Below are 19,794 nucleotides of genomic sequence, written 5' to 3' on the forward strand. Positions count from 1 at the left end.
TCCTGGGCGATGGACCGCATCCAGGAGAGCGTGAGTAGCAGCTGCAGGAGATCCAGCGGTGAGCGGTGGCAATTAGCCAGGGCAATGCTCAGATCCGGTTCCTGTAGACACATAAGTGAGCTGCTGATCGATGCGCCGGCGGTAGCTGGTCCTGGGCGCTGGACCGCATCCAGGAGAGCGTGAGTAGCAGCTGCAGGAGATCCAGCGGTGAGCGGTAGCAATTAGCCAGGAACAATGCTCAGATCCCGAACCTGCAGAAGAAAAATTGATAGTAATAGATCAATATGCTATTATAAATAATATTTTTGAGGCATATGCCTCAAAAAAGGAGGAGCCTATGTTTGATATAAAATCTTTAACATTAAGTGATATAACGACAGAGCTTCATCACGTATTTGAATTGTTTAATAAAACTTATTTTGATGGGGTATTACCTACACCAGCTATAACTATACAATCAAACGGGCATCAAAGGCTTTCTATGGGATGGTGTTCAGTAGTACCCGTTTGGGGCACACAAGATGGGACATTGCAAATGTATGAATTAAATCTATCAGCTGAGTTTATGGATCAGGACTTTTATGAAACGATGGATACTGTTTTGCATGAAATGGTACATCTTTACCACCTTCACGCAGGTATACAGGATACCAGTCGTAAAGGTACATATCATAATAAACGCTTTAAACAAAAGGTTTTAGAGCTAGGATTTGAATACAAGGAGGATAAACCAGATCCTAAACATGGATGGACTTATGCGAGACTTGGAGATGAGGCAAAACGAAAAATAGGAGAAATGCCGATTAGAAAAGAAATATTCGTTATCGCACGTCATGGATATAGTTATTTCAAAGCCTTAGCAGAGGGGGGGGAAACGGATGAAATAGCCAGTTCTAGCAGTACTAATATGGGTTATGAGTCAGGCTCAAAATCTATTAAATGGACCTGTCCATCATGTGGGATTTCAGTAAGATCATATAAAAAAGACTTAAACATTTTATGTGGTGATTGTAATCAAAATTTTGAAACAGAATAAGTCGAGATTTCTAGGTCACTATGATAAACAACTGAGTATGAGCAGCTAGATTCTAGTAGTTGGAGCATGTAAGACAGTACAATCCAGAGCCATAAATATAACCTTAAAAAGCTTTGTATGTATGATTTATTAAATACAAAGCTTTTTTTTATTTTTTATACCTAAAACCATTTACAAAAGATGTTTTGATGGTATAATAAAATAAAAAAGGAGGTGATTACATGGCCGAGGCTTCACTTGAATCACTTTACGATCAATTTGAGGCACTTCAATCTGAAATGTATGAATTAAGTAACCTTTATGCGTTAAATTCTTATGTAGTCGTATCTAAGTCACAGCAATTAGATCAGGTACACAATCTTATTAATAAAACAAAAAAGCCGAATGCGTAGGAGCAATCGACTTGTAAGAGGCGTGAAACTTTGCCGGTACCACGCCTCTCCAGAATAACATACAAAGGGAGAGAGTAGAATGGAAATTTTGACAACACCAGTTTTAGGTTGGGTATTTTTAGTAGAATCAGGGCTTGCGTTTTTATGGTGCATGTTTAGAAAAAATAAGCAAAATTCCGACAAAATATAGGTTTGGAGCAAGGCTGTGAACAACTTTTCTCTTCTTTTTTATAACCTTATGTGCTAAAATGTGGATAACTTAAATTGTTCTTTTGACAAAGAAATAGCCATTGAAAAAGCTTCTAGTAGAAGAGTTGGAGCTCTGATACTAGGTGCCGAATCAACCGATCTGGACATCGGTGAATCAGTGCTTTAACAATGACCTGGGGTATTTCTTAATACCTTATTTATGGTATTGATATATATTAATTTACCATAGTGTCATCTATTTTTCAAGTGTTTACAAGCCCTCGATTTGTCTTTGTACAGGCAGATCGTGGGCTTTTTCTGTATTCATAAACAATTAAAATCCATCTATTAGAGGGGTAATTCATCTAAGCCATGAAAAGGATCCTTTTTTCCACGGTGTGCGTTAGAAGTAGATTTATAGGACTACGTATGAATGCGCTGGCTTAAGATCTTTGCTATTTATAATTTCGCACTATATGAAAAATTCATAATAGTAACGACTGCAGTCCCTTTGCCACTACCAGAACATATATACAATCGATCTCATAGCAATTTAAAAAGGAAGCTCTTTCTGTCACATTTTACATAATCAGGAGGTAATTATGCAAAATCCAATGAAACTAAAACGGGTCGTTATTAAAGAGGAACTGGTAGCTTTAACCGGCGATTACGTGTCAGCATTAATACTAAATCAATTTATTTATTGGTCTGAAAGAGTCAAAGATGCAGATAAGTTAATTCAAGAAGAAACTGAGCGTATGTCTACCAATGGACTGCAGCCAAATCTAAAACGTGATCATGGTTGGTTTTATAAAAAAGCAGAAGAATTGTCTGAGGAATTAATGCTTAAGGCAAGTATTCAAACCATAAGAAGAAAAATAAAAAATTTGATTGACGGTGGATGGATCTACGAGAGAAGAAATCCTAATTATTCTTGGGATAAAACATTTCAATACAGAGTAGATTTAATACAAATTATGACTGATCTAAGTATAAAAGGTTATCACTTAGAGGGATACGAATCATTACAACGAACGCTAAATATAACAAACTTTCAAATGACATACCCGAAGTTCCAAAATGGAAGTTCGGAAGACCATTTTGGAGATAGCAAGTTCCAAAATGGAAGTTCGGAGGTCCAAATTGGAGATTCGAATCACCATACAGGAATTTCGAACGGTCAATCTGGATACTCGAACTTCCAGAATCGAACTCCGAACCTCCCTGCTGGAACAGCAATACCAGAGATTACTTCAAAGACTACTTCAGATTCAATATTGAATGATAGATTGAATGGGTCGGCTATCGCCGCCTCTATGAATCTTCCATTGAATAACATTGATGATAATTTAAATAGAATATACGAAGTGCTCTGTACTAATGTGCCTAAATATTGCTACGTAGCAGATAATATACCAATGAATGATAGTTATATAGAATCTATCTTTCTAATGTTAAGCAGCCATCATAAAGATATTCTCTTACCAGAAATAGTTATTAAAGCGTGTGAACTCTACTTCGAAAAATCTTGTAATCTTGATTTGGTTTCTGGTGGTGTATCTATGCATTTGAAAATAAACAATCCAACTGGATATTTTTCTACATGTTATGAAGAGGCTTATAAACTTTACAAGGTAAAGCAAGGTTTATTAAATAGATAATTACGAAATCTACTAATTGAGCCAAAGTTAATTTTTACAGTGCTTATTTTAGTGCTCATTGCTTTACAAGAGATTGAGTAACTAGAACTCACCGGTAGATCCCTGCAGTAACAGCTCACTTAGTGTCTGCAGGAATCAAATTCGGGCATTGGCCTGCCTAATTGCCACCGCTCACCGCTGGATCTCCTGCAGCTGCTACTCACGCTCTCCTGGATGCGATCCAGCGCACAGGACCAGGTATCGCCGGCGCATCGATCAGCAGCTCACTTATGTGTCTATAGGAACCGGATCTGAGCATTGCCCTGGCTAATTGCTACCGCTTACCGCTGGATCCCCTGCAGCTGCTACTCACGCTCTCCTGGATGCGATCCAGCGCACAGGACCAGGTATCGCCGGCGCATCGATCAGCAGCTCACTTATGTGTCTGCAGGTTCCGGATCTGAGCATTGTTCCTGGCTAATTGCTACCGCTCATCGCTGGATCTCCTGCAGCTGCTACTCACGCTCTCCTGGATGCGGTCCAGCGCACAGGACCAGCTACCGCCGGCGCATCGATCAGCAGCTCACTTATGTGTCTACAGGAACCGGATCTGAGCATTGCCCTGGCTAATTGCCACCGCTCACCGCTGGATCTCCTACAGCTGCTACTCACGCTCTCCTGGATGCTGCTACAGCTAAATATTTCAAATCATACTTGTATCATACTTTTTAGGTACGTTACAGGCTGAAATACGTGATATTCTTATAACATGATAATTTTTGACACCAGGCAGTTACACGAGGGACATTGAGTTAAGAAGTGATACTTCTTTCGAAAATCATATTAAGCGTGAAGGTGCCGATAGTAGGCGCTTTTTTTGTTTAAAGAGGGGGGTAACATGGGAATCTGGTCTTTTAAAGAGGCGGCAGAAGTTTTAGAACTTGCTGAAAGCTCTGCGAGGCGCTGGGTTTACAGTTTAGAGAATGCTGGGTATCAATTCGGGCGTAAAGAGAAACGAAGAAAATTGACGGATGAAGATATGATTGCGCTACTAAAACTGAAACTGCTGAGTCAGAGAATGAATCTTGAAGAGGCATGTGCCGTTGTTTCAGATGAAAATATAAATCCAGAGCGAGTAGTTATGATCGATAGTGATTACGAAGTAGCTGAAAAAGAATTTGAAGAAGAGTTATTCAAATTAGATTCATCTATTTTTTGGGAAGGTGGAATTCAATCAATAGAAAGAGTTAAAGAAATGTGGACGATATTAAAACAAAAGGAACAGCACAGTTAATAGTGCTGTTCCTTTTGTTTTAATGATGTTAAAGGCGAGAGAAGGAGGAAATAAAATTGCTAGAGGATACCAAATTAATTAATGATGCTTTGGAGATCGTAAAGTTGGGAACACAAAAATTTAAGGTGAGTGGCGGTTATATTATGCCGCGCGGATACGCATTTAAACATCCTAAATTGGGGTATCTGGCTTTTTGTCATAGCCCTAATTGTCCGTATAATCCGATAGGTGGTCAAAATGCTCTCAAAGAGATTTTAGATGCTGGAGGGTTTACAGGATTTGAAGATATCGTTTGGTTACAGGATATGATATAAGGCTACTGAAGTAAGCTATATAAAATAGGATTATAGAAAGGAAAAATGAAAGATATGTCGGAAATTAAAACGGATAGTAGAACACTGATGATTGCAAATCCTGGTGGTGGTGATACTATCGGATATTTGCAAAAGACAATTGGACAACTTCCAAAAAATAAAAAAAGTATCATTGTTGAATTTCCATGTCTTGGTATTCCACGGATAGCTTATGCGCTAGGTGAAGAAGCGGTCAAGATTGATAAGGAAAAGTCCATGGATCAGTTACTCTTGGACTATGACCGCAATGCACCAGCTGAAATGAGTGAATATATTTACACGAAGAATGATAGCAGTGATTATATATTGATGAATCCACGATCTAACCCTGAAAATCCAGTTACTAGAAGAATTAACAGCAACAGTTCATTGATCGAATTACCGCTTTATTTAAAGAATAAACTTTCCAGTATGTATGATTATATTTTTTTCGTTAGTCAAGGAACAATGATTCATCCAGCAACTTTGTATGGAATGAAAGTTGCAGATATCATTGTTTTCTATAGTTTGAGTGAAATTGAATTCGTGAATAATTATACTTTTTCTAAAAAAAGTAATGAAGTGTTTGGTATAGAGAAAGAAAGGCTGATTTTATTTTCTGCCACTAATCATTTGCAATCTAATAATATCGCAATTTATACCAAACACAGCGAACTAGCCAAAAAAATTTCGGAAATTGAGCCTAATGTAATTCAATGGAGTCCGCGAAATAGCCTCAAAACAGGAAATGAAAATATTGGGCTGATTGATCCAATGGATCATTTAACTCTTAAATATCATTTAAGAGAAGCAAAGACAGAACTTTCGGACTTGGAAATGAAGAACATAACATCTATTACTGAAAGAATAAGAGGACAACTCGCTGAGGGGCATTTAGATGATTATGTGAGTTCACTGACAAACGAAGATAAAAGACAAAAAATTAAATATTTGATTGCTGATATGGTGAGAAGTATCACGGATTTTGTTTTTACGATGCCAATCACTGATGTTATTGAGATGGTGCAAAAAGAAATTACAGAGCTTGGTGTAATCCAGGAAATTTTAGATGATCCAACCATTAGTTCAATCGAAATCAACGGTCCTGATCAGGTCATTGCAGAAATTAATGGTAAAGATATCCATATGGAGCATATAAAATTTCAGGGTACGGAGCATTTAATACAGACCATTGACAAAATGCTGATGCCGATAGGAAAGCCATTGTCGAGTAATGAACCAATTATTGATGCTAACTATCGAGGCTTTAGAATTTGTGCTGTTGCAGATAATAAACATTACTCAGGGGTGAGTGGTGGTCACTCTCTTATTTCAATAAGAAAATTTCCTCCTAACGTATACACAGACGAAGAATGTATAAACTATGGAAATATAAGCCTGGAAGGAACCGAGTTTCTTCAATTCGCCATAAAAATGGGGGCGAATACTCTGGTTGCTGGTGGGACAAACAGTGGTAAAACTGCTAAATTGCTTATGTTCCCTCAATATGTTCCAAAGATTACTAGAATCATTTCAATTGAGGACTCTGAGGAGTTGATGTATGCAAGCAAATTGCAATATAAAGATTATCCCAATTTACCATCTTTGTTAGTTAAAAATATTGAGGATAAAGACAAAAGTTATGGTATTGGAAAATTAGTTAAGGCTACTCTTCGGTTAAAGCCTTCTGTATTGGCTATTGGCGAAATAAGAGATGAAGAGGCGGCTTCTGAAGCTTTAATTGCCATGAATACAGGTCATGTTATTTGGACAACCATTCATGCCAATAGCGCAGCAGAAGCAGCTGTACGGTTATTGCAACTTAACGGGAATACTAATGCAGCTGCAGCGCAAGTTGCTGGTTCCTTGGATCTTATATTATTTCAGAAAAGATCGAAGAAAACTGGTGTGAGAGTTTTGATGGAAATAAGTGAACTGATTAGTTACAAAGGAACAGAGGAGCCTGTTTTAAATACAATTTTCAAGTATAACCCTACAACTCAGGTTTTAGAGTTTAAAAATAAGATTAAATCAACAAGCTTTTTGGAAAAAATTCAATCAGAAGAACCTGATGAAAAAGAATATCATCGCTGGTGTGAGGTGGAGGGTATATGAGTTTTGCACTTATTGCATTTGCAGTTATTGTTATAACTTATGGTATATCCAGCATATTACCTAAGAAAAAAAGTGAAGTGAGGAGTAACCGGCTACGAAATGCTTTTGGTTTTGATAGTGTAAAGGATCAAGCCACTGATCTAGGCTTAAAGTTTCAGCTAAAGCACTATATTATTCTTATGATAATTTCAATGGTGGTAGGAATTTCAATCGCGTTTATAACCGATAACCTAATGTTCGCAGTAGTCGGAACAGTTATCGGTTTTTTTGTGCCGCGATTAGTCTTTTCAAAATTAAAATATTCTAGAAGAAAGGCTATGCTTTTTAATCTGCCTACAAATGTAAGACTTTTAGTATCCATGATGAGGGATTGCAAATCTCTTCAAAAATCTTTGGAAATGTCTTTGCCAGTAATGTCTGGTGTCACTAAACCACTTTTTGAAAATCTGTATAATTCTCTTTTACTTGGGGTAGATCCACGAACTGCTCTAAAGCAAATGAGTGCTAAAGTTCAGTTTCGGAAGTTCGATGATCTATGTGAAAAGATAATAATGGGGAATATTGATGGGTTCCATACGAAGTCCATTAAAAGTATTAAGGAGTCAAATGATGATATTAAGAGTGACATCGCCTTGCTCCAAACTATTGATGTTGAGAACAGGACTAAACGAAATAAGTTTTTCGTTATTTTTCCTGCAGGATGGGCAATAATTTTTTTATTCGCTTATCTTGAAAAAAATATGGAGAGTATGGGTTCATCATTAAGCTTATTGACTACACCAGGCAAAATATTAGTTGGAACCTTATTGTTGACTACTTTTTTCGCATATTTGGGCAGGGATAAGTATTTAAGATTAGATTTAGACAACTTGTAATATCATCAACGACTTACTACCCTTTTGGGGGAAGATGGTCGTTTTTTTATTAATTACGAAGAACATTATTTATAAATTAATTAAAGGAGGTGAAAAAAACGAATCTTTCATTTTTGTTTTCAATTGTGATACTAATCATGTCTCTGCCAGTGCTGTCTATTATCTTGCCTGGATTTGATAGGCAAAAAAAAATAACAAAAATGGCTGTTTTTCTAAATATGGACGAGAAAGAAATCCAGCGAATGGAACAAAATTCTTTTCTTGTTCTTTTTTCGGACCGGCTTGAAAAATGGAAATGGTTAGATCAAATATTTGGAGAAGTTACAAGGGCAAAATATTTGACTCTGAATAAAAAGGATAGTTACCCATATTTCATTTCCAAAACGATACTAAAATCATTACTGTTTGTTCCAATAATGGTGTTGTTACCAGTAGTGACGCATATGCCAATACTTTATACACTAGTCCCACTTTCAGTGGGGCTTTTAATTTGGAACGATATTAATGATATTTCAAAACAGCACAAAAAAAGGCAGAATTTATTGATTAGGGATCTTCCAAATCTCATTAGCAAAATGATTAACGCGCTAGAGGTCGGTAAGCCCTTAAAAGGTATATTCGAAGCAGCCAGTAATCAAGGTAGCGAACTTCTTGGGCAAATGCTCAAGCGTTTAATTGCTAATAGCGACAGGATGTTAATGAAAGACGCACTGAAAATCTTTGCAGAAGATATTGATCTTCCAGTAATGTACGATTTTGTATCTGTAGTCAATGTTATTTTGGAGAAAGGATTCCACGAAGGGGAAGATGATTTAAACTCAATAAAAAATGATTTAAGGGATTTACGTAGACTTTCACTGATAGAGCTCACCAAAGGAAATCCCGAAAAAATGAATTTATTCTATGGGATTCTAATCTTTCATGACATGATTTTTATGGGTTTGATGGGATTTAAACTTTTTGCAGGTCTTGCTGCACTTTAAAAAAATTAAAATATGGAGGAGATATTATATGTCTAGTATCATCGGAAAAGCTAAAAATAATTTTAAAAATGTAGGTGCTAAACTTTATTCTAAAAGTATGTCCCTTATCAATGGAGATAAAGGCGATGGCGTGAATTGGGTTGTAGTTACATTTGTTACTATTATATTGATTGTTCTTGTTTTTGTACTGTTTAAAGATAAACTGATTCCGTTGATTTTCGATAAAATTTCTAACAAAGTCAATGAAATTAACTGATTTTATGAGAAGAAAAATGAAGAATCTGATAAAAAGAGAGGATGGGGACAGTCATGTCTCTATCCTTTTTTATTCTCTAATAGTTACTTTTTTTGTCATGTTCGGATTATCAATATGGCAGTACACAGAGGCCAAGGGCATTATTAACAGTGCTGCTAATGAAGTTTTGCAAGTAATGAAGGTGCAAAATGGCGCGAATGCACAAACTAGACAACAATTTAATGATTTATTGGTAAGGGCTGGTATGGATCCTTCGAAGATAACTTTCCAAGCTACTTCACAGACTGTACAGAGAGGGGACGTATTAGAGATAAAGGTATCAAAGACAGTAGATATTTATGCTGCCAAAATTTTAGGATTATCCTTTAGCTTGCCCATTAACGTTAAGGTTACAGGTCTTGCCCATAAGCTGATCAGAGAAGGAGGGTAACTAAATGTGGATGAAATTATGGGGGGCTATTCTAATAGGGACATTCTTTGTCATTTTCTCCTTTGACACGTATTCAGTTGGCTATCTATACGCTAAGTCAGGTCGGGGTTTCGAGCATTCAATTGATGCAGGGATAATTGAGTCAGGAATTGTAACGGATGCTCAACAAGGTACGGTAACACTTGATGAAGATATGTTGAGGAGTGCAGTGAAGCGTGAATTTATTCGCTATATGAACCTTGATCCATTGATGGAGAATGCATACATGAGCGGAAGTCAGTTAGATTTAAAGATCTCTTATGATTCAGATGGAATCCCTTGGATTCAGGTTGAGTTCAAAACAAGGATTTCATACTCAATAAAAGAAATAAGTTATCCTCTTTCATTAAGTCGAAGAATAGCGTATGAGAGTATTTATATATAACAGAGAAAAAAAGAAACACATTAACGAGGAGGCGTAATCTTTTGAAGCGATTTTGGAACAAATATACACGGGCTCTTTCATTTATCGTTATTGGACTTGTAATATTAATCGGAGTTTACACCGTTCAAAATAGAAATATATCTCAACAGGTAGAAACGCAAAGGGTTGTTGTAGCCAAACAGGACATTGCACCATTTACCGAAATAACAAAAGACAAGTTGCAATATCGCGAAATAGTTCTGAGTGAAATTCCAACAGATGCGGTTCTTGATGCTGAAGATCTCAAATTCGGTGATCTTTATGCAGGGGAGTATGGTATTAGAAATAACGAACCGGTTAGGACAACTTATAATACGACATCCTTGAATTCAGAAGTTGGCAGTAGTATTGGTCTTAAAGAGGGAATGACTGAAATCGGGATAGCCACTGATTTAGTCCGATCTGCAGGGGACGACGCTAAACCTGGTGTATATGTCAATGTTATCGCTTATGTAAGGGATGAGGCTACAAACCTTAGCAAAAAAGTTGTAAATCCAAAGTTAACTAATATTAAGGTCTTAAAGCGCCTGAATTCAGAAGGAACAGCACCTGATGTAGCATCAGGTAATAGTCTTATTCCAGTAGTAGTTGTGCTTGAAGTGACCGTTGAGCAAGCCGCTGCTATCATGGAATACCAGGAGAGTGGAAAGGTGTACTTACTTCCGGTAGGTATAAAATCTTAATAGTCTGAAAATTATCTTTACTTTATGTCGGACAAAAATTATAATTAGGTATGACATAAAATAAGGTGATACGATGAAGGAGAAAGAAACGCCTTTAAACCAAGTGAAAAAAAGGAATAGAGGGCGACCTCCAGCAGAGAATCCGAAGGTCAAACGAACAGGATTGAGGCTGGATGATGAATCAGCTAAGATACTACAAAATTACTGTGAAATAAACAACGTAGATAGTTCAGAAGCGATACGAACAGCAATAAAGCTTTTAGGTTCGAAAGTGAATGATTTTGGTGGTACTGAATGGAAAGAAAAGGTGCAGCAAAGTCAACAAATATTTAATGAAGCAACAACTTCAATTAATAAATTATTGAAAGATCTTTATGAAGTAGTACCGTATGAAAATAAGGGGAAGGGTGATCAAAATGAAAACGAATAAAAGTATGAAGTTGATAATTTCTCTCCTCATGCTCTTTAATATTGTTGGTATTGCTGGTGTTTCTGCTGCCCAAGTTCAGGGAGTCACGGTAAAGGTGAATAATAAAAACGTCACATTTCCAGATGCAAAACCCTATACAGAAGGTGATAGGGTGATGATTCCTATTCGATTTGTGTCTGAAGCATTGGGCGCAAATGTGGGCTATAGCAAAGAGAGAGTAGTTACAGTTCAACAAGGTGATAAAAAGATTACAATGAAGGTAAACAGCACTTCTGTAGTGGTGGATACTGTTATAAAAAAACTTGATGTTCCGGCACGTTTACAACAATCCCGTGTCTTTGTTCCACTGCGATTTGTGTCAGAGGCTTTAGGAGCTCAAGTCGGATGGGATCAGAAACAAAGAATTGTGAGTATTACAACTGATACAAAGAAACCAGTTGATAATGGATCACAGCAGCCTAATAAGGATTTCGGTTGGAATCAAGAAAACAAAGACCTTGGAAAAGTTTTGTTTGTGGATAATATAAGCCTTACAAACGGCGTGGTTACTTTTACGCTTCCGAAAGATGTGAAGGGAACATATTATAATCCTGGCGGTGGTAGTTTGTTAACACCAGGGAATAAATATACTTTTGCTGTTGGACAAGGAAAGGGATTTGTTTCTTTCTCGATGGTAGATCCTACAAATGCATTTTGGGAAAACTTTTCAGTTATTTTTGATGTTCAAGATTCAAACCTTGTAAGGGATTTTTCCGAACATAAGAAAGATGCAGTAGTTAAAAATGGAGATAATGAGAGCCTTTTGTCTGAAGTAATTAAAGCAGCCCAATCTTTAAAGTAATCTGCTTTTATGAGTCGAATAAAAATCATAATCTTAGCAAAAAGACCCCTTCTAAAATGAGGGGTCTTTTTGCTAAGAGAAAAGAGGAGGGTTACGTTTGAAAAGGAAAATAATGCTAATTATATCATGTTTCTTTGTTATGTTCGGTGCAGTGTCTAGCGCTGCGTCAGCTGATCCAATGGTGAAAAAATATGTGCCTCTTTGGAACTATGACTATGAAGGGACTGCGCTTAATGGTTATATTCCAGCCATTGATAAAGATGTTAACGGGAACGTGTGGAAGTTAACGGGCTGGAAAAGTGTTTTTAGTTTTCCAAATAATAAATCAAGCATTATTAATAATTATGATGTTTTCAATGTGAAAAATAGTCCAGGGGAGGATTTTGATAAAGAGAATGGGTTTGGTTTGGTGTATAAAAGTGCATCAAGCTTTGGTACATTATTTGATGCAATTAATTCCAATAATCTAACTGTAAGTACTAAACAACTAAAGTATTATCGTGATAATTTCATGTTAAGTGCTGATGATGCGATTTTTAAAGAAGGGCATCCCTTTTTTTATAAATTGGAAAACTATTACCCTCTCATTCGTACATCGGGAATAGTACAGCGATTGGGAATAAAATTTGTGAAAACTGAAAAAACATCTGAAACTGAGAGAACTGCTTATTACAGTGTTTCACCTTGGCCTGAATTGAACGTTGTCCAGGGTAATAATTTGACAATAAGTTTTACTGCTTCAGGTTATAGTGAACGTAATATTCGTGTAGTTGCAGCGCCTAAAGGAGCTTTTCCGGATCTAAGTAACGTTGTCTCATTAACAGATGGGAAATTGATAAATACTACTGAAGATACCTTAAGTAAAACTCTCAATTTCGAAGCTAAGAAGATTCTTAAAGTTCTAGGGAAAGACGTTGATATTATTGTAGAAGATGGTTATGGCAGAACCGCTATTAAGAGTTTGACACTGGCTGACAATACACCTATGGACTATAAACCAACTGAATTAACGCTTACAGAAGGTGGTCAGTTATGGGCTAAAGTTCGTTATGATGGAGAAGATTTTATCACTTCTGATTCAGTTAACGTAGCTGGAATCCCTAATACTGCAGAAATGAAAATCGGTGGTGCGGTGACTGGTGAGTTCACTATGTACAGTAACCAGACGGCGCTACCTCAAACTATAACCAATGGTACAACATTATCCTTTTTTCTAGGTAAAATCGATGTTGGGAAAAAGCCTGGTAAGTATTATATTAAGGCGAAAGCAACGATCAACAATCCAAATCATCAGAATCGTGCGCTGGAGTCACCAGCTGCAGCATATCTTAACAATGAAATTAGTGGTGAGTGGTTAATCGAAGTGGCTGAACCATCAACTGACTTGGTTGCCCAATCAGTGACGGCAGCCCCTTCAACGTTAGTAGTTGGAGATTCATCTATAATTTCTGCTAAAGTTAAAAATATCGGTGATAATGGTAAATCTAATGTGCGTATTCGTTTCTATGATAATGGAAACCAAATTCATGAGCTAAGAAAAGATCTATTGGCTAATCAAACGGCTACTGTCGGCGGGTTTACTTGGTCTGGTGGTGAGGGAGTACACAATATCACAGTTCATGTAGATCCACTAAATGAGGTTGAAGATAAGGACCGTTCAAACAATATTGCATCTACTGGATGTACAATAAACGGGCGTTCTGGATCGAGTGACGGAAATTGTTCACCTAAGCTAGAAGGGAATTGGAAAGTAACATATAGTCTTATAACGGGATATCACACTAAGACTAGTTATTACACCTGGAAAGATATTAATGGGAAAGAGTACTATAGTTCATATAGTTACACTGACTATAGTGATCCCATTTGGGAAAACAGAAGTGTCTCGTATCAAGAAGAGTTGAAAGTAACCTCAACAGTTACTACAAAGCAAGGGATTGCAACGGACCTCAAGAAACCTAAAGAATCTGATCGGGAAAGTAGAGGATCATGGGAAATCATACCTTATGCAAGTAAATCTTCTAAAGATCCTAATAGGATTACTCGGGCAGGATACGGTTTTGAGGTTAAGGTGAATACTGACTATAGCAATGATTGGGAAACAAAAGTACCAACGGGGTTGAATAATACTGCAGAACCGATAGGTGGAAGTTTTAAAGGTCCGGACGCAATGTATGCGATGGTTTATGATACGAGAGGTACTCTGGTTAAAACTATTAAAATGGAAAAAACATCGGGTAATAACAATACAGCAACTTGGGAGCTGCCAATACAAAGCGTAAAATCGGATTCAGGGAAGGTATATAATGATAGGAAATTTTTTACTGCTGTTAACTCACCTAATGGATCCTACACAATAAAAGTATACTCATCTGAATCAGGTATGACTGGATTGAAAGTATGTTTTGAAAAGAAGGTTGAAATATGGGGTTCAATGTATGATGATGTTCAAAATTTGAAGAGTAATTAATTCTGTTAACAGTAGCCATATCCTCGGATATGGCTATTGTTATTTTGATTTGGAGGTGAATATTATACTGCTGCTTATTGCTCTAATTTTAATCTGTATGATATTTAGCTATACGGATATCAGGACAAGAAGAATTCCAAACAAAATCATTCATCCTTTGCTTATATTGATCTTCGTAATCAGAATGTTTGATGTCCAGTTTTATTTCGGACTCATACCAGCTTTAATACTCACAATTCTTTTTTTTGTTAACTCAAACGCGATTGGTGCTGGCGATATTAAGCTAATTGCATTGATTGGACTGGTTCTTGGTTTGGAAAAAACACTCTTTGTGATAATGGGGATGAGCATCTCCGCGATGCTATATCTTATCTTCCGACTCTTAAAAGATAGAGTAAATGTTAAGTCAATCCCATTAGCTCCATTCTTGACGTTTGGGGTTTTTTGTAGCGTTATTTTACTTTATTGATTTAGAACTTGACCTATTTTTGAAAGGAAGAATGAACATGGAGAATAGTATTATTAATTCAAAAATCGTTGAACTTGCCGTGAGAAATATCCGTGCTTCCAATGTGAATGTTGAAGAAGCTTATTCATTGGCATTACGTGAGGCTAGTCAATATTTTCAAACAGATCTTGATATGCCCATTTCACTCTCTGTGAAACGTCTCATTGAAATGAAAATCTGACACATTATGTTGGATGAAAGGTGTTGTTGAAATGAAAAAAACTTGGATATACATATTTATTATCTTTTTTCTGACTGTTGGAGGATTTCTTAATATCGGTTCAATAACAGAGGTGCTTGCCGATAATGTAGAAGAAAATCATGTGAGTTCAGATGAACAGATGAATGTGGAGATGAGTGTCCTAGATGATGTTTATAAAGTTGAGAAAGATACTGTAATAACTGAAGTGTACTCTTCTCAATTACTGAAGGTTGTTCCTTCAATAGATTCTCCCAGTATTGATATGTCTGGAGTAACACTTTCGAAAACTCTTACCGTGGAGATTGGGAATTCATCAGAAAGTGGGTGGCAATACGATATATCAATGCAGGATTTTATTGTGACTAGATCTTACTCGGATAATCGTCACGTAACCGCAAGTTTCCCGTCAAGTTATGTTGCTTTCACGGTTACTGATTTAGAGGCTATTGAGGGTAATCCAGAGGGGATATTCTTAGGTTCTGGATTTTTCTCGGACTCGCAGACTGTTCTTCAGGCTTCAGAGGGATCTGGTAGAGGTACATTTAAGGCTGCTATTAATCTAAATATCAGCGTACCGGCTTTACTTAATATTAAGAACGCCCAGGGGATGTCAATACCTGAGGGAAGAATAGGCATGTTAACCGGAAGTTATTCATCAACAATGACTTGCACATTGGTTTCAGGAATTTAAGCAGTTAGAGAGGAAAGAAAAAATGAAGAAAATAAGGACCGGTTATTTCAAAATCATTTCATCCGTTTTGATGATCTGGTGTGTATTTTTGGTGGGGATGGCAAACGCAGAAAGCTCATTCGTACTTTCACCAACTAAAGAAGTGGAAGAAGGTCGAGGTTACTATAAAGACCAGATCAAGCCTGGTGACACTCGGGAATATACTTTTTTCATTCGAAATGCAAAAGACAATCCTGTAAAGATTAAAATGTATCCAGCAGATGCTCTACCAGCTCAGAATGGGGGGAGGAGCTTTTCGGAAAAGGATCAGGAACTTAAGCTCGTGGGAAAATGGATGGAGCCGCAAGGAGTGAATGAATTCACTCTGAAGCCTAAAGAAGAACGCAGTTTTACTTATAAATTGACTGTACCAGCGGATATTACTCCAGGTCAGTATGTCGGCGTTATTGCTGCTGAAGAGCTGATCAAGGCAGCAGAACAAAATCCTAACATTCAAGGGCAGCAAGCATCATTAGCCATTGATGTGGTTAACCGAAGTGGCGTGCAGATGGTTCTGGAATACAAAGCAGATCAGGCGAAGCATAATATGAGCATTGATAGTTTTAAACATGATTATGTTAGTTCGGGATATTCCAGGCTGACGGTGGAGCTCAGTAATTCAGGAACTATACTTGAAAAACCTAAAGGTAAAATTCGTATAAATGATAGTAAAGGTCAAATAATCTATAAACAGGATTACGCTGCAGAGTCAATCTATGGTGGGACAACAGCAGATATGGTTTATATCGTGAATGAGACTCTTTTGTTACCAGACACATACGAGGCGTATTATGAAGCGACTTTTTCCGGAAAAACAATAAGTCGTACTTTTTCGTTTTCTATTAGTCCTGAGCAATCCAACGTATCTAAAGAGGCTTTAATACAAAACGGAAAAATAGAAGTAACTCAAACATTTTGGGATTGGTTAGAGCTTCATCTTTGGGTAGTTATTTTAGTAATCATAATTATTGTTATCTTTTTCTTTTTGTTTTTTTGGTTGTTGTTACTGCTTTGGAAACGGAAAAAGGAAAAGGAAGAAGAGAAAGAGTCTGATCCGGAGGCTATTAAACCCGTAGATAAGCAATTAGAAAACTAAGAAGGAATTATTAAGAACGGACTCTATATTTTTAGGGTTCGTTTTTTGTTGTTTTATTGTCTTGAAAGGAGGTGGTGATGTTCGCAGTGTAGGCTGATTTCTAACAAAGATAAATTTTCGAGGAGGAGAATCATGAAAAAAGTATTATTAAGTATTTTAATGCTGGTAGCCTTAGCAGTTCCAATGTCTGCTTATGCCGCAGATACAGGTGAATCAGAAGTTGTGGTAACTGGTGCGGGGCTTCAAATAACTCAAACGAAACCAACCTTTACGGATGTAACGCTTGATTTGAAGCAGAACCAGAGTTCAGCTGCTAACAGTAATTTGTATGTACTAGATGCGCGTGGTACTGCAGCTGGTTGGGGTGTTGTACTCAGGGCTTCCGATTTTAAACTGACAAAAATGGTAGGTGGAAAGGCAGTTGAATTTGTCATTCCTGCATCAGCTGTATCGTTCTCAACCTTGTACAAAAGTGCTATTGTCGGGACACCAATTGATTTCCAAGGAGCCAAGGGAGAGTTAGCAAATCAACAGGTGCTCTCCTCAGCAGACAGTCGTATTGTAGCAGTGATTCCCTCTGAAGGGGCGGGAACTCATCAATTTTTAGTTAATTACACCTTGAATGTTCCTAAGCTGATTATGGGTAGTAACGGACAACAGGTAGGTTTGCTACAAGGTACCTATACCTCAACATTTAGTTACACTGCAACAGCAGGAATATAAATTCGAATACTGGAGGAAAAAAATGAGGAAACAACGGACTCACACTACGTATAAGAAGACTAGAAGTGGATTTATATTTTTCTTAGTTCTGATGTTATTAGTTCCGGCATTAACCTTTTCTGGAATGGCACCTAAGGCACAGGGGGCGTCTTTCAAATCTGTAGTTGATGTAACTACTACCTATGCCCTGGATAATGATGTGTATTTTAGAGTTACATTTTCAGATGAGTCAAAAGCTTATTTCCACAATAACACATTGGAGTATCCTTATGATGCTAATATTCTAGATCGTGTACCTGGATATTACAGGGATAGAGACGGCTACATTTGGAACAGTAGTACAAATACAAAAATTAGTTCTTTAACGTATACATCTTTAGTTTCTTACAAGCTTAATATGAGTGGTGTTGTAGCTCCCAGTTATTTCGCCCTGACAACTGATGGAAAAGTACACGCATGGGGCGAAGGGATAAAAGGTCAGTTAGGTACAGGAAGTGTTGCAGATAGAACTACACCTGGTTTTGTTAAGAATGGATTAGATAGTACTGATCTCACTGGAGTTAAAAAGATATTGGTATATTCCGATATGGGTGTTTTCTTCGTAAAAGACACACAAGTATTCTTTGTTGGTTATAATGTCCTGGGCTTGAATGCAAATCTTGGTGTATCTATGCCCCAAACTGGAATACCTGCCTTTACGAATGGGTCATTTGACTTAAAGTTTGTGAATAATGTAATGCTAACTTCGGATGGATCTCTCAAAAAAGAGACAGATGGTAGTTATAATTTTTCATATAATCATTACGATAAGTCAAGAAGATATTTTATTATAAACGGTCAGACATACACATACACTAGTTTTTTTAGCCCTGATGGTGGAGAAGATAGGGCGAGTTCTACTACTAAAGCGTTAGTACCCTTCAATGAAGATCCTAATGGGGTACTGAAAACGCATGTTTCGCTTCAAGTAGGGTATTTTGAGTTGTATACCTCATTAGAGGGATCAAATCTCTATAGATGGGGTCAATCTAGTATGGCTAAGTGGTATCCAGACACCACAGGAGGAATTAACTTCTCTTCTAAAGAGCTTATGACTACGGGAGTTAAGAAAACAACATCTACGAACTTCACAAGCTTAAATCTTATCCTAAAAGAAGACGGCACCACTTTTGTGTATGGTGAGAATAATAGCGGTTATGCGGGGGTTTCAGGTAGCGCATATCCTTCACCTAAGAGAGTTTACGGTCCTAATGATGAGCTAACTGATGTCGCAGATATTGGTTACGCTGGTCTACAAGGCGCTACTTTTAAAACAATGGGAATGGGAGCTTTTTATGCACTAGTGCCCTCTAGAGGGGCAGGTAATGACCTAGTTTACTGGAAGGGTTCTACATTCAAGACAACTGGTGTAGCTGGAGAGGCATTTGCTGGTTTTATTGAGCCAAGAGCTGGAACCGGCGACTCTGTTTTATTAGGTATAACTAAAGCAGGTAATGTATACAGTCTTAGCCCTACAACGGGTGTAGGTTCGAAGATACCTGGATTGACAAATGTAGCACCAGAGGGATATGTTCCCACTACACCTGAACAGCCTACCATAACTTCACAAACTCTAGATAGTTATAATAGAAACACACTAACAGTGGATTATGGTACAAGTTCAGTTAAGGAATATTCACTGGATAATGGAACGACATGGACTCCATATACTGCACCTATTGTAATTACACAGTCGGGTTCTATAACATTTAAAGCCAGAGCAGGCGATGGATCGACCTACAGTACAATACTCACGACAACTTTTACAAATACTCCTATAGTTATCCCAACAGGATATCCAAAGATATTAATTAGCGATGATATTGTAACTATAGATATAGGGTCTACTCCCACAAGTACAACAAAAGTCTACGTGTCTATTGATGGGGTGGAGTCGCTTTACACTGCACCTGTAAAAATTTCCGAAGGGACTCACGTAGTAAAGGCGACAATTAAGAATAAAACTACAGATGCTGTATTGGGGGAAGCTACCGAAACCGTGACTTCTGTTCCTGTAGCAACACCAACACCAACGCCAACAGCGACACCAACGCCAACAGCGACACC

General features: G+C 37.4%; 21 protein-coding genes and 1 pseudogene. All 22 read left to right on the forward strand.

The window, feature by feature from the left end; all coding sequences use genetic code 11:
- The first annotated feature begins 337 nt into the window (after nucleotides 1-337).
- A complete protein-coding gene (locus tag MHH60_RS32345; protein WP_076138942.1) occupies nucleotides 338-1,036 on the forward strand; it encodes a SprT-like domain-containing protein in 699 nt (232 codons plus the stop codon).
- A 221-nt stretch (nucleotides 1,037-1,257) separates the two neighbouring features.
- A complete protein-coding gene (locus MHH60_RS32350; RefSeq protein ID WP_081386690.1) occupies nucleotides 1,258-1,428 on the forward strand; it encodes an aspartyl-phosphate phosphatase Spo0E family protein in 171 nt (56 codons plus the stop codon).
- A 791-nt stretch (nucleotides 1,429-2,219) separates the two neighbouring features.
- Nucleotides 2,220-3,278: a hypothetical protein gene (locus MHH60_RS32355; RefSeq protein WP_076138943.1), complete on the forward strand. Its 1,059-nt coding sequence runs from the start codon at nucleotides 2,220-2,222 to the stop codon at nucleotides 3,276-3,278.
- Between the two features lie 310 nt (nucleotides 3,279-3,588).
- Entirely contained in the window at nucleotides 3,589-3,738 is a 150-nt protein-coding gene (locus MHH60_RS32360) for a hypothetical protein (RefSeq protein ID WP_341161212.1), read from the forward strand.
- 417 nt (nucleotides 3,739-4,155) lie between these two features.
- Nucleotides 4,156-4,551: a hypothetical protein gene (locus tag MHH60_RS32365; protein ID WP_076138944.1), complete on the forward strand. Its 396-nt coding sequence runs from the start codon at nucleotides 4,156-4,158 to the stop codon at nucleotides 4,549-4,551.
- Nucleotides 4,552-4,607: 56 nt separating this feature from the next.
- Nucleotides 4,608-4,865: a hypothetical protein gene (locus MHH60_RS32370; RefSeq protein ID WP_076138945.1), complete on the forward strand. Its 258-nt coding sequence runs from the start codon at nucleotides 4,608-4,610 to the stop codon at nucleotides 4,863-4,865.
- Nucleotides 4,866-4,919: 54 nt separating this feature from the next.
- A complete protein-coding gene (locus tag MHH60_RS32375) occupies nucleotides 4,920-6,998 on the forward strand; it encodes a CpaF family protein (RefSeq protein ID WP_076138946.1) in 2,079 nt (692 codons plus the stop codon).
- Nucleotides 6,995-7,873, forward strand: coding sequence for a type II secretion system F family protein (locus MHH60_RS32380; protein ID WP_076138947.1), 879 nt, complete (start codon nucleotides 6,995-6,997; stop codon nucleotides 7,871-7,873). The genes MHH60_RS32375 and MHH60_RS32380 overlap by 4 nt, the downstream gene beginning before the upstream one ends.
- Nucleotides 7,874-8,010: 137 nt before the next feature.
- Nucleotides 8,011-8,856, forward strand: coding sequence for a type II secretion system F family protein (locus tag MHH60_RS32385; RefSeq protein ID WP_143766814.1), 846 nt, complete (start codon nucleotides 8,011-8,013; stop codon nucleotides 8,854-8,856).
- 28 nt (nucleotides 8,857-8,884) lie between these two features.
- Nucleotides 8,885-9,112 carry a hypothetical protein gene (locus MHH60_RS32390; protein ID WP_076138949.1) on the forward strand — a complete coding sequence of 76 codons (228 nt, stop codon included), beginning with the start codon at nucleotides 8,885-8,887 and terminating at the stop codon, nucleotides 9,110-9,112.
- A 16-nt stretch (nucleotides 9,113-9,128) separates the two neighbouring features.
- Nucleotides 9,129-9,542 carry a DUF4320 family protein gene (locus MHH60_RS32395; protein ID WP_076138950.1) on the forward strand — a complete coding sequence of 138 codons (414 nt, stop codon included), beginning with the start codon at nucleotides 9,129-9,131 and terminating at the stop codon, nucleotides 9,540-9,542.
- Between the two features lie 4 nt (nucleotides 9,543-9,546).
- The gene (locus MHH60_RS32400) at nucleotides 9,547-9,966 is read left to right on the forward strand and encodes a hypothetical protein (RefSeq protein ID WP_076138951.1); all 420 of its coding nucleotides are present in this window, start codon (nucleotides 9,547-9,549) and stop codon (nucleotides 9,964-9,966) included.
- 41 nt (nucleotides 9,967-10,007) lie between these two features.
- Nucleotides 10,008-10,688: an RcpC/CpaB family pilus assembly protein gene (locus MHH60_RS32405; RefSeq protein WP_076138952.1), complete on the forward strand. Its 681-nt coding sequence runs from the start codon at nucleotides 10,008-10,010 to the stop codon at nucleotides 10,686-10,688.
- Nucleotides 10,689-10,761: 73 nt separating this feature from the next.
- On the forward strand, nucleotides 10,762-11,118 hold the full coding sequence (locus MHH60_RS32410) for a hypothetical protein (protein WP_076138953.1): 357 nt from the start codon (nucleotides 10,762-10,764) through the stop codon (nucleotides 11,116-11,118).
- A complete protein-coding gene (locus MHH60_RS32415) occupies nucleotides 11,105-11,959 on the forward strand; it encodes a copper amine oxidase N-terminal domain-containing protein (RefSeq protein WP_076138954.1) in 855 nt (284 codons plus the stop codon). The genes MHH60_RS32410 and MHH60_RS32415 overlap by 14 nt, the downstream gene beginning before the upstream one ends.
- Before the next feature lie 97 nt (nucleotides 11,960-12,056).
- A complete protein-coding gene (locus MHH60_RS32420) occupies nucleotides 12,057-14,429 on the forward strand; it encodes a CARDB domain-containing protein (protein WP_076138955.1) in 2,373 nt (790 codons plus the stop codon).
- A 55-nt stretch (nucleotides 14,430-14,484) separates the two neighbouring features.
- Nucleotides 14,485-14,898, forward strand: a complete 414-nt coding sequence (locus MHH60_RS33405) for a prepilin peptidase (RefSeq protein ID WP_143767404.1) — start codon at nucleotides 14,485-14,487, stop codon at nucleotides 14,896-14,898.
- Nucleotides 14,899-14,935: 37 nt separating this feature from the next.
- A complete protein-coding gene (locus tag MHH60_RS32425; protein WP_076138957.1) occupies nucleotides 14,936-15,118 on the forward strand; it encodes a hypothetical protein in 183 nt (60 codons plus the stop codon).
- 31 nt (nucleotides 15,119-15,149) lie between these two features.
- Nucleotides 15,150-15,830: a hypothetical protein gene (locus tag MHH60_RS32430; RefSeq protein WP_076138958.1), complete on the forward strand. Its 681-nt coding sequence runs from the start codon at nucleotides 15,150-15,152 to the stop codon at nucleotides 15,828-15,830.
- 97 nt (nucleotides 15,831-15,927) lie between these two features.
- Nucleotides 15,928-16,965, forward strand: coding sequence for a WxL protein peptidoglycan domain-containing protein (locus MHH60_RS32435; RefSeq protein ID WP_179088985.1), 1,038 nt, complete (start codon nucleotides 15,928-15,930; stop codon nucleotides 16,963-16,965).
- Nucleotides 16,966-17,097: 132 nt separating this feature from the next.
- The gene (locus tag MHH60_RS32440; protein ID WP_076138960.1) at nucleotides 17,098-17,688 is read left to right on the forward strand and encodes a hypothetical protein; all 591 of its coding nucleotides are present in this window, start codon (nucleotides 17,098-17,100) and stop codon (nucleotides 17,686-17,688) included.
- A gap of 22 nt (nucleotides 17,689-17,710) precedes the next feature.
- Nucleotides 17,711-19,794 (forward strand): annotated as a pseudogene (locus tag MHH60_RS32445) (hypothetical protein); the annotation flags it as partial.

The sequence above is a fragment of the Paenibacillus sp. FSL H7-0716 genome (genome assembly GCF_038002705.1).
In the GTDB taxonomy this organism is placed as follows: domain Bacteria; phylum Bacillota; class Bacilli; order Paenibacillales; family Paenibacillaceae; genus Paenibacillus_AQ; species Paenibacillus_AQ odorifer.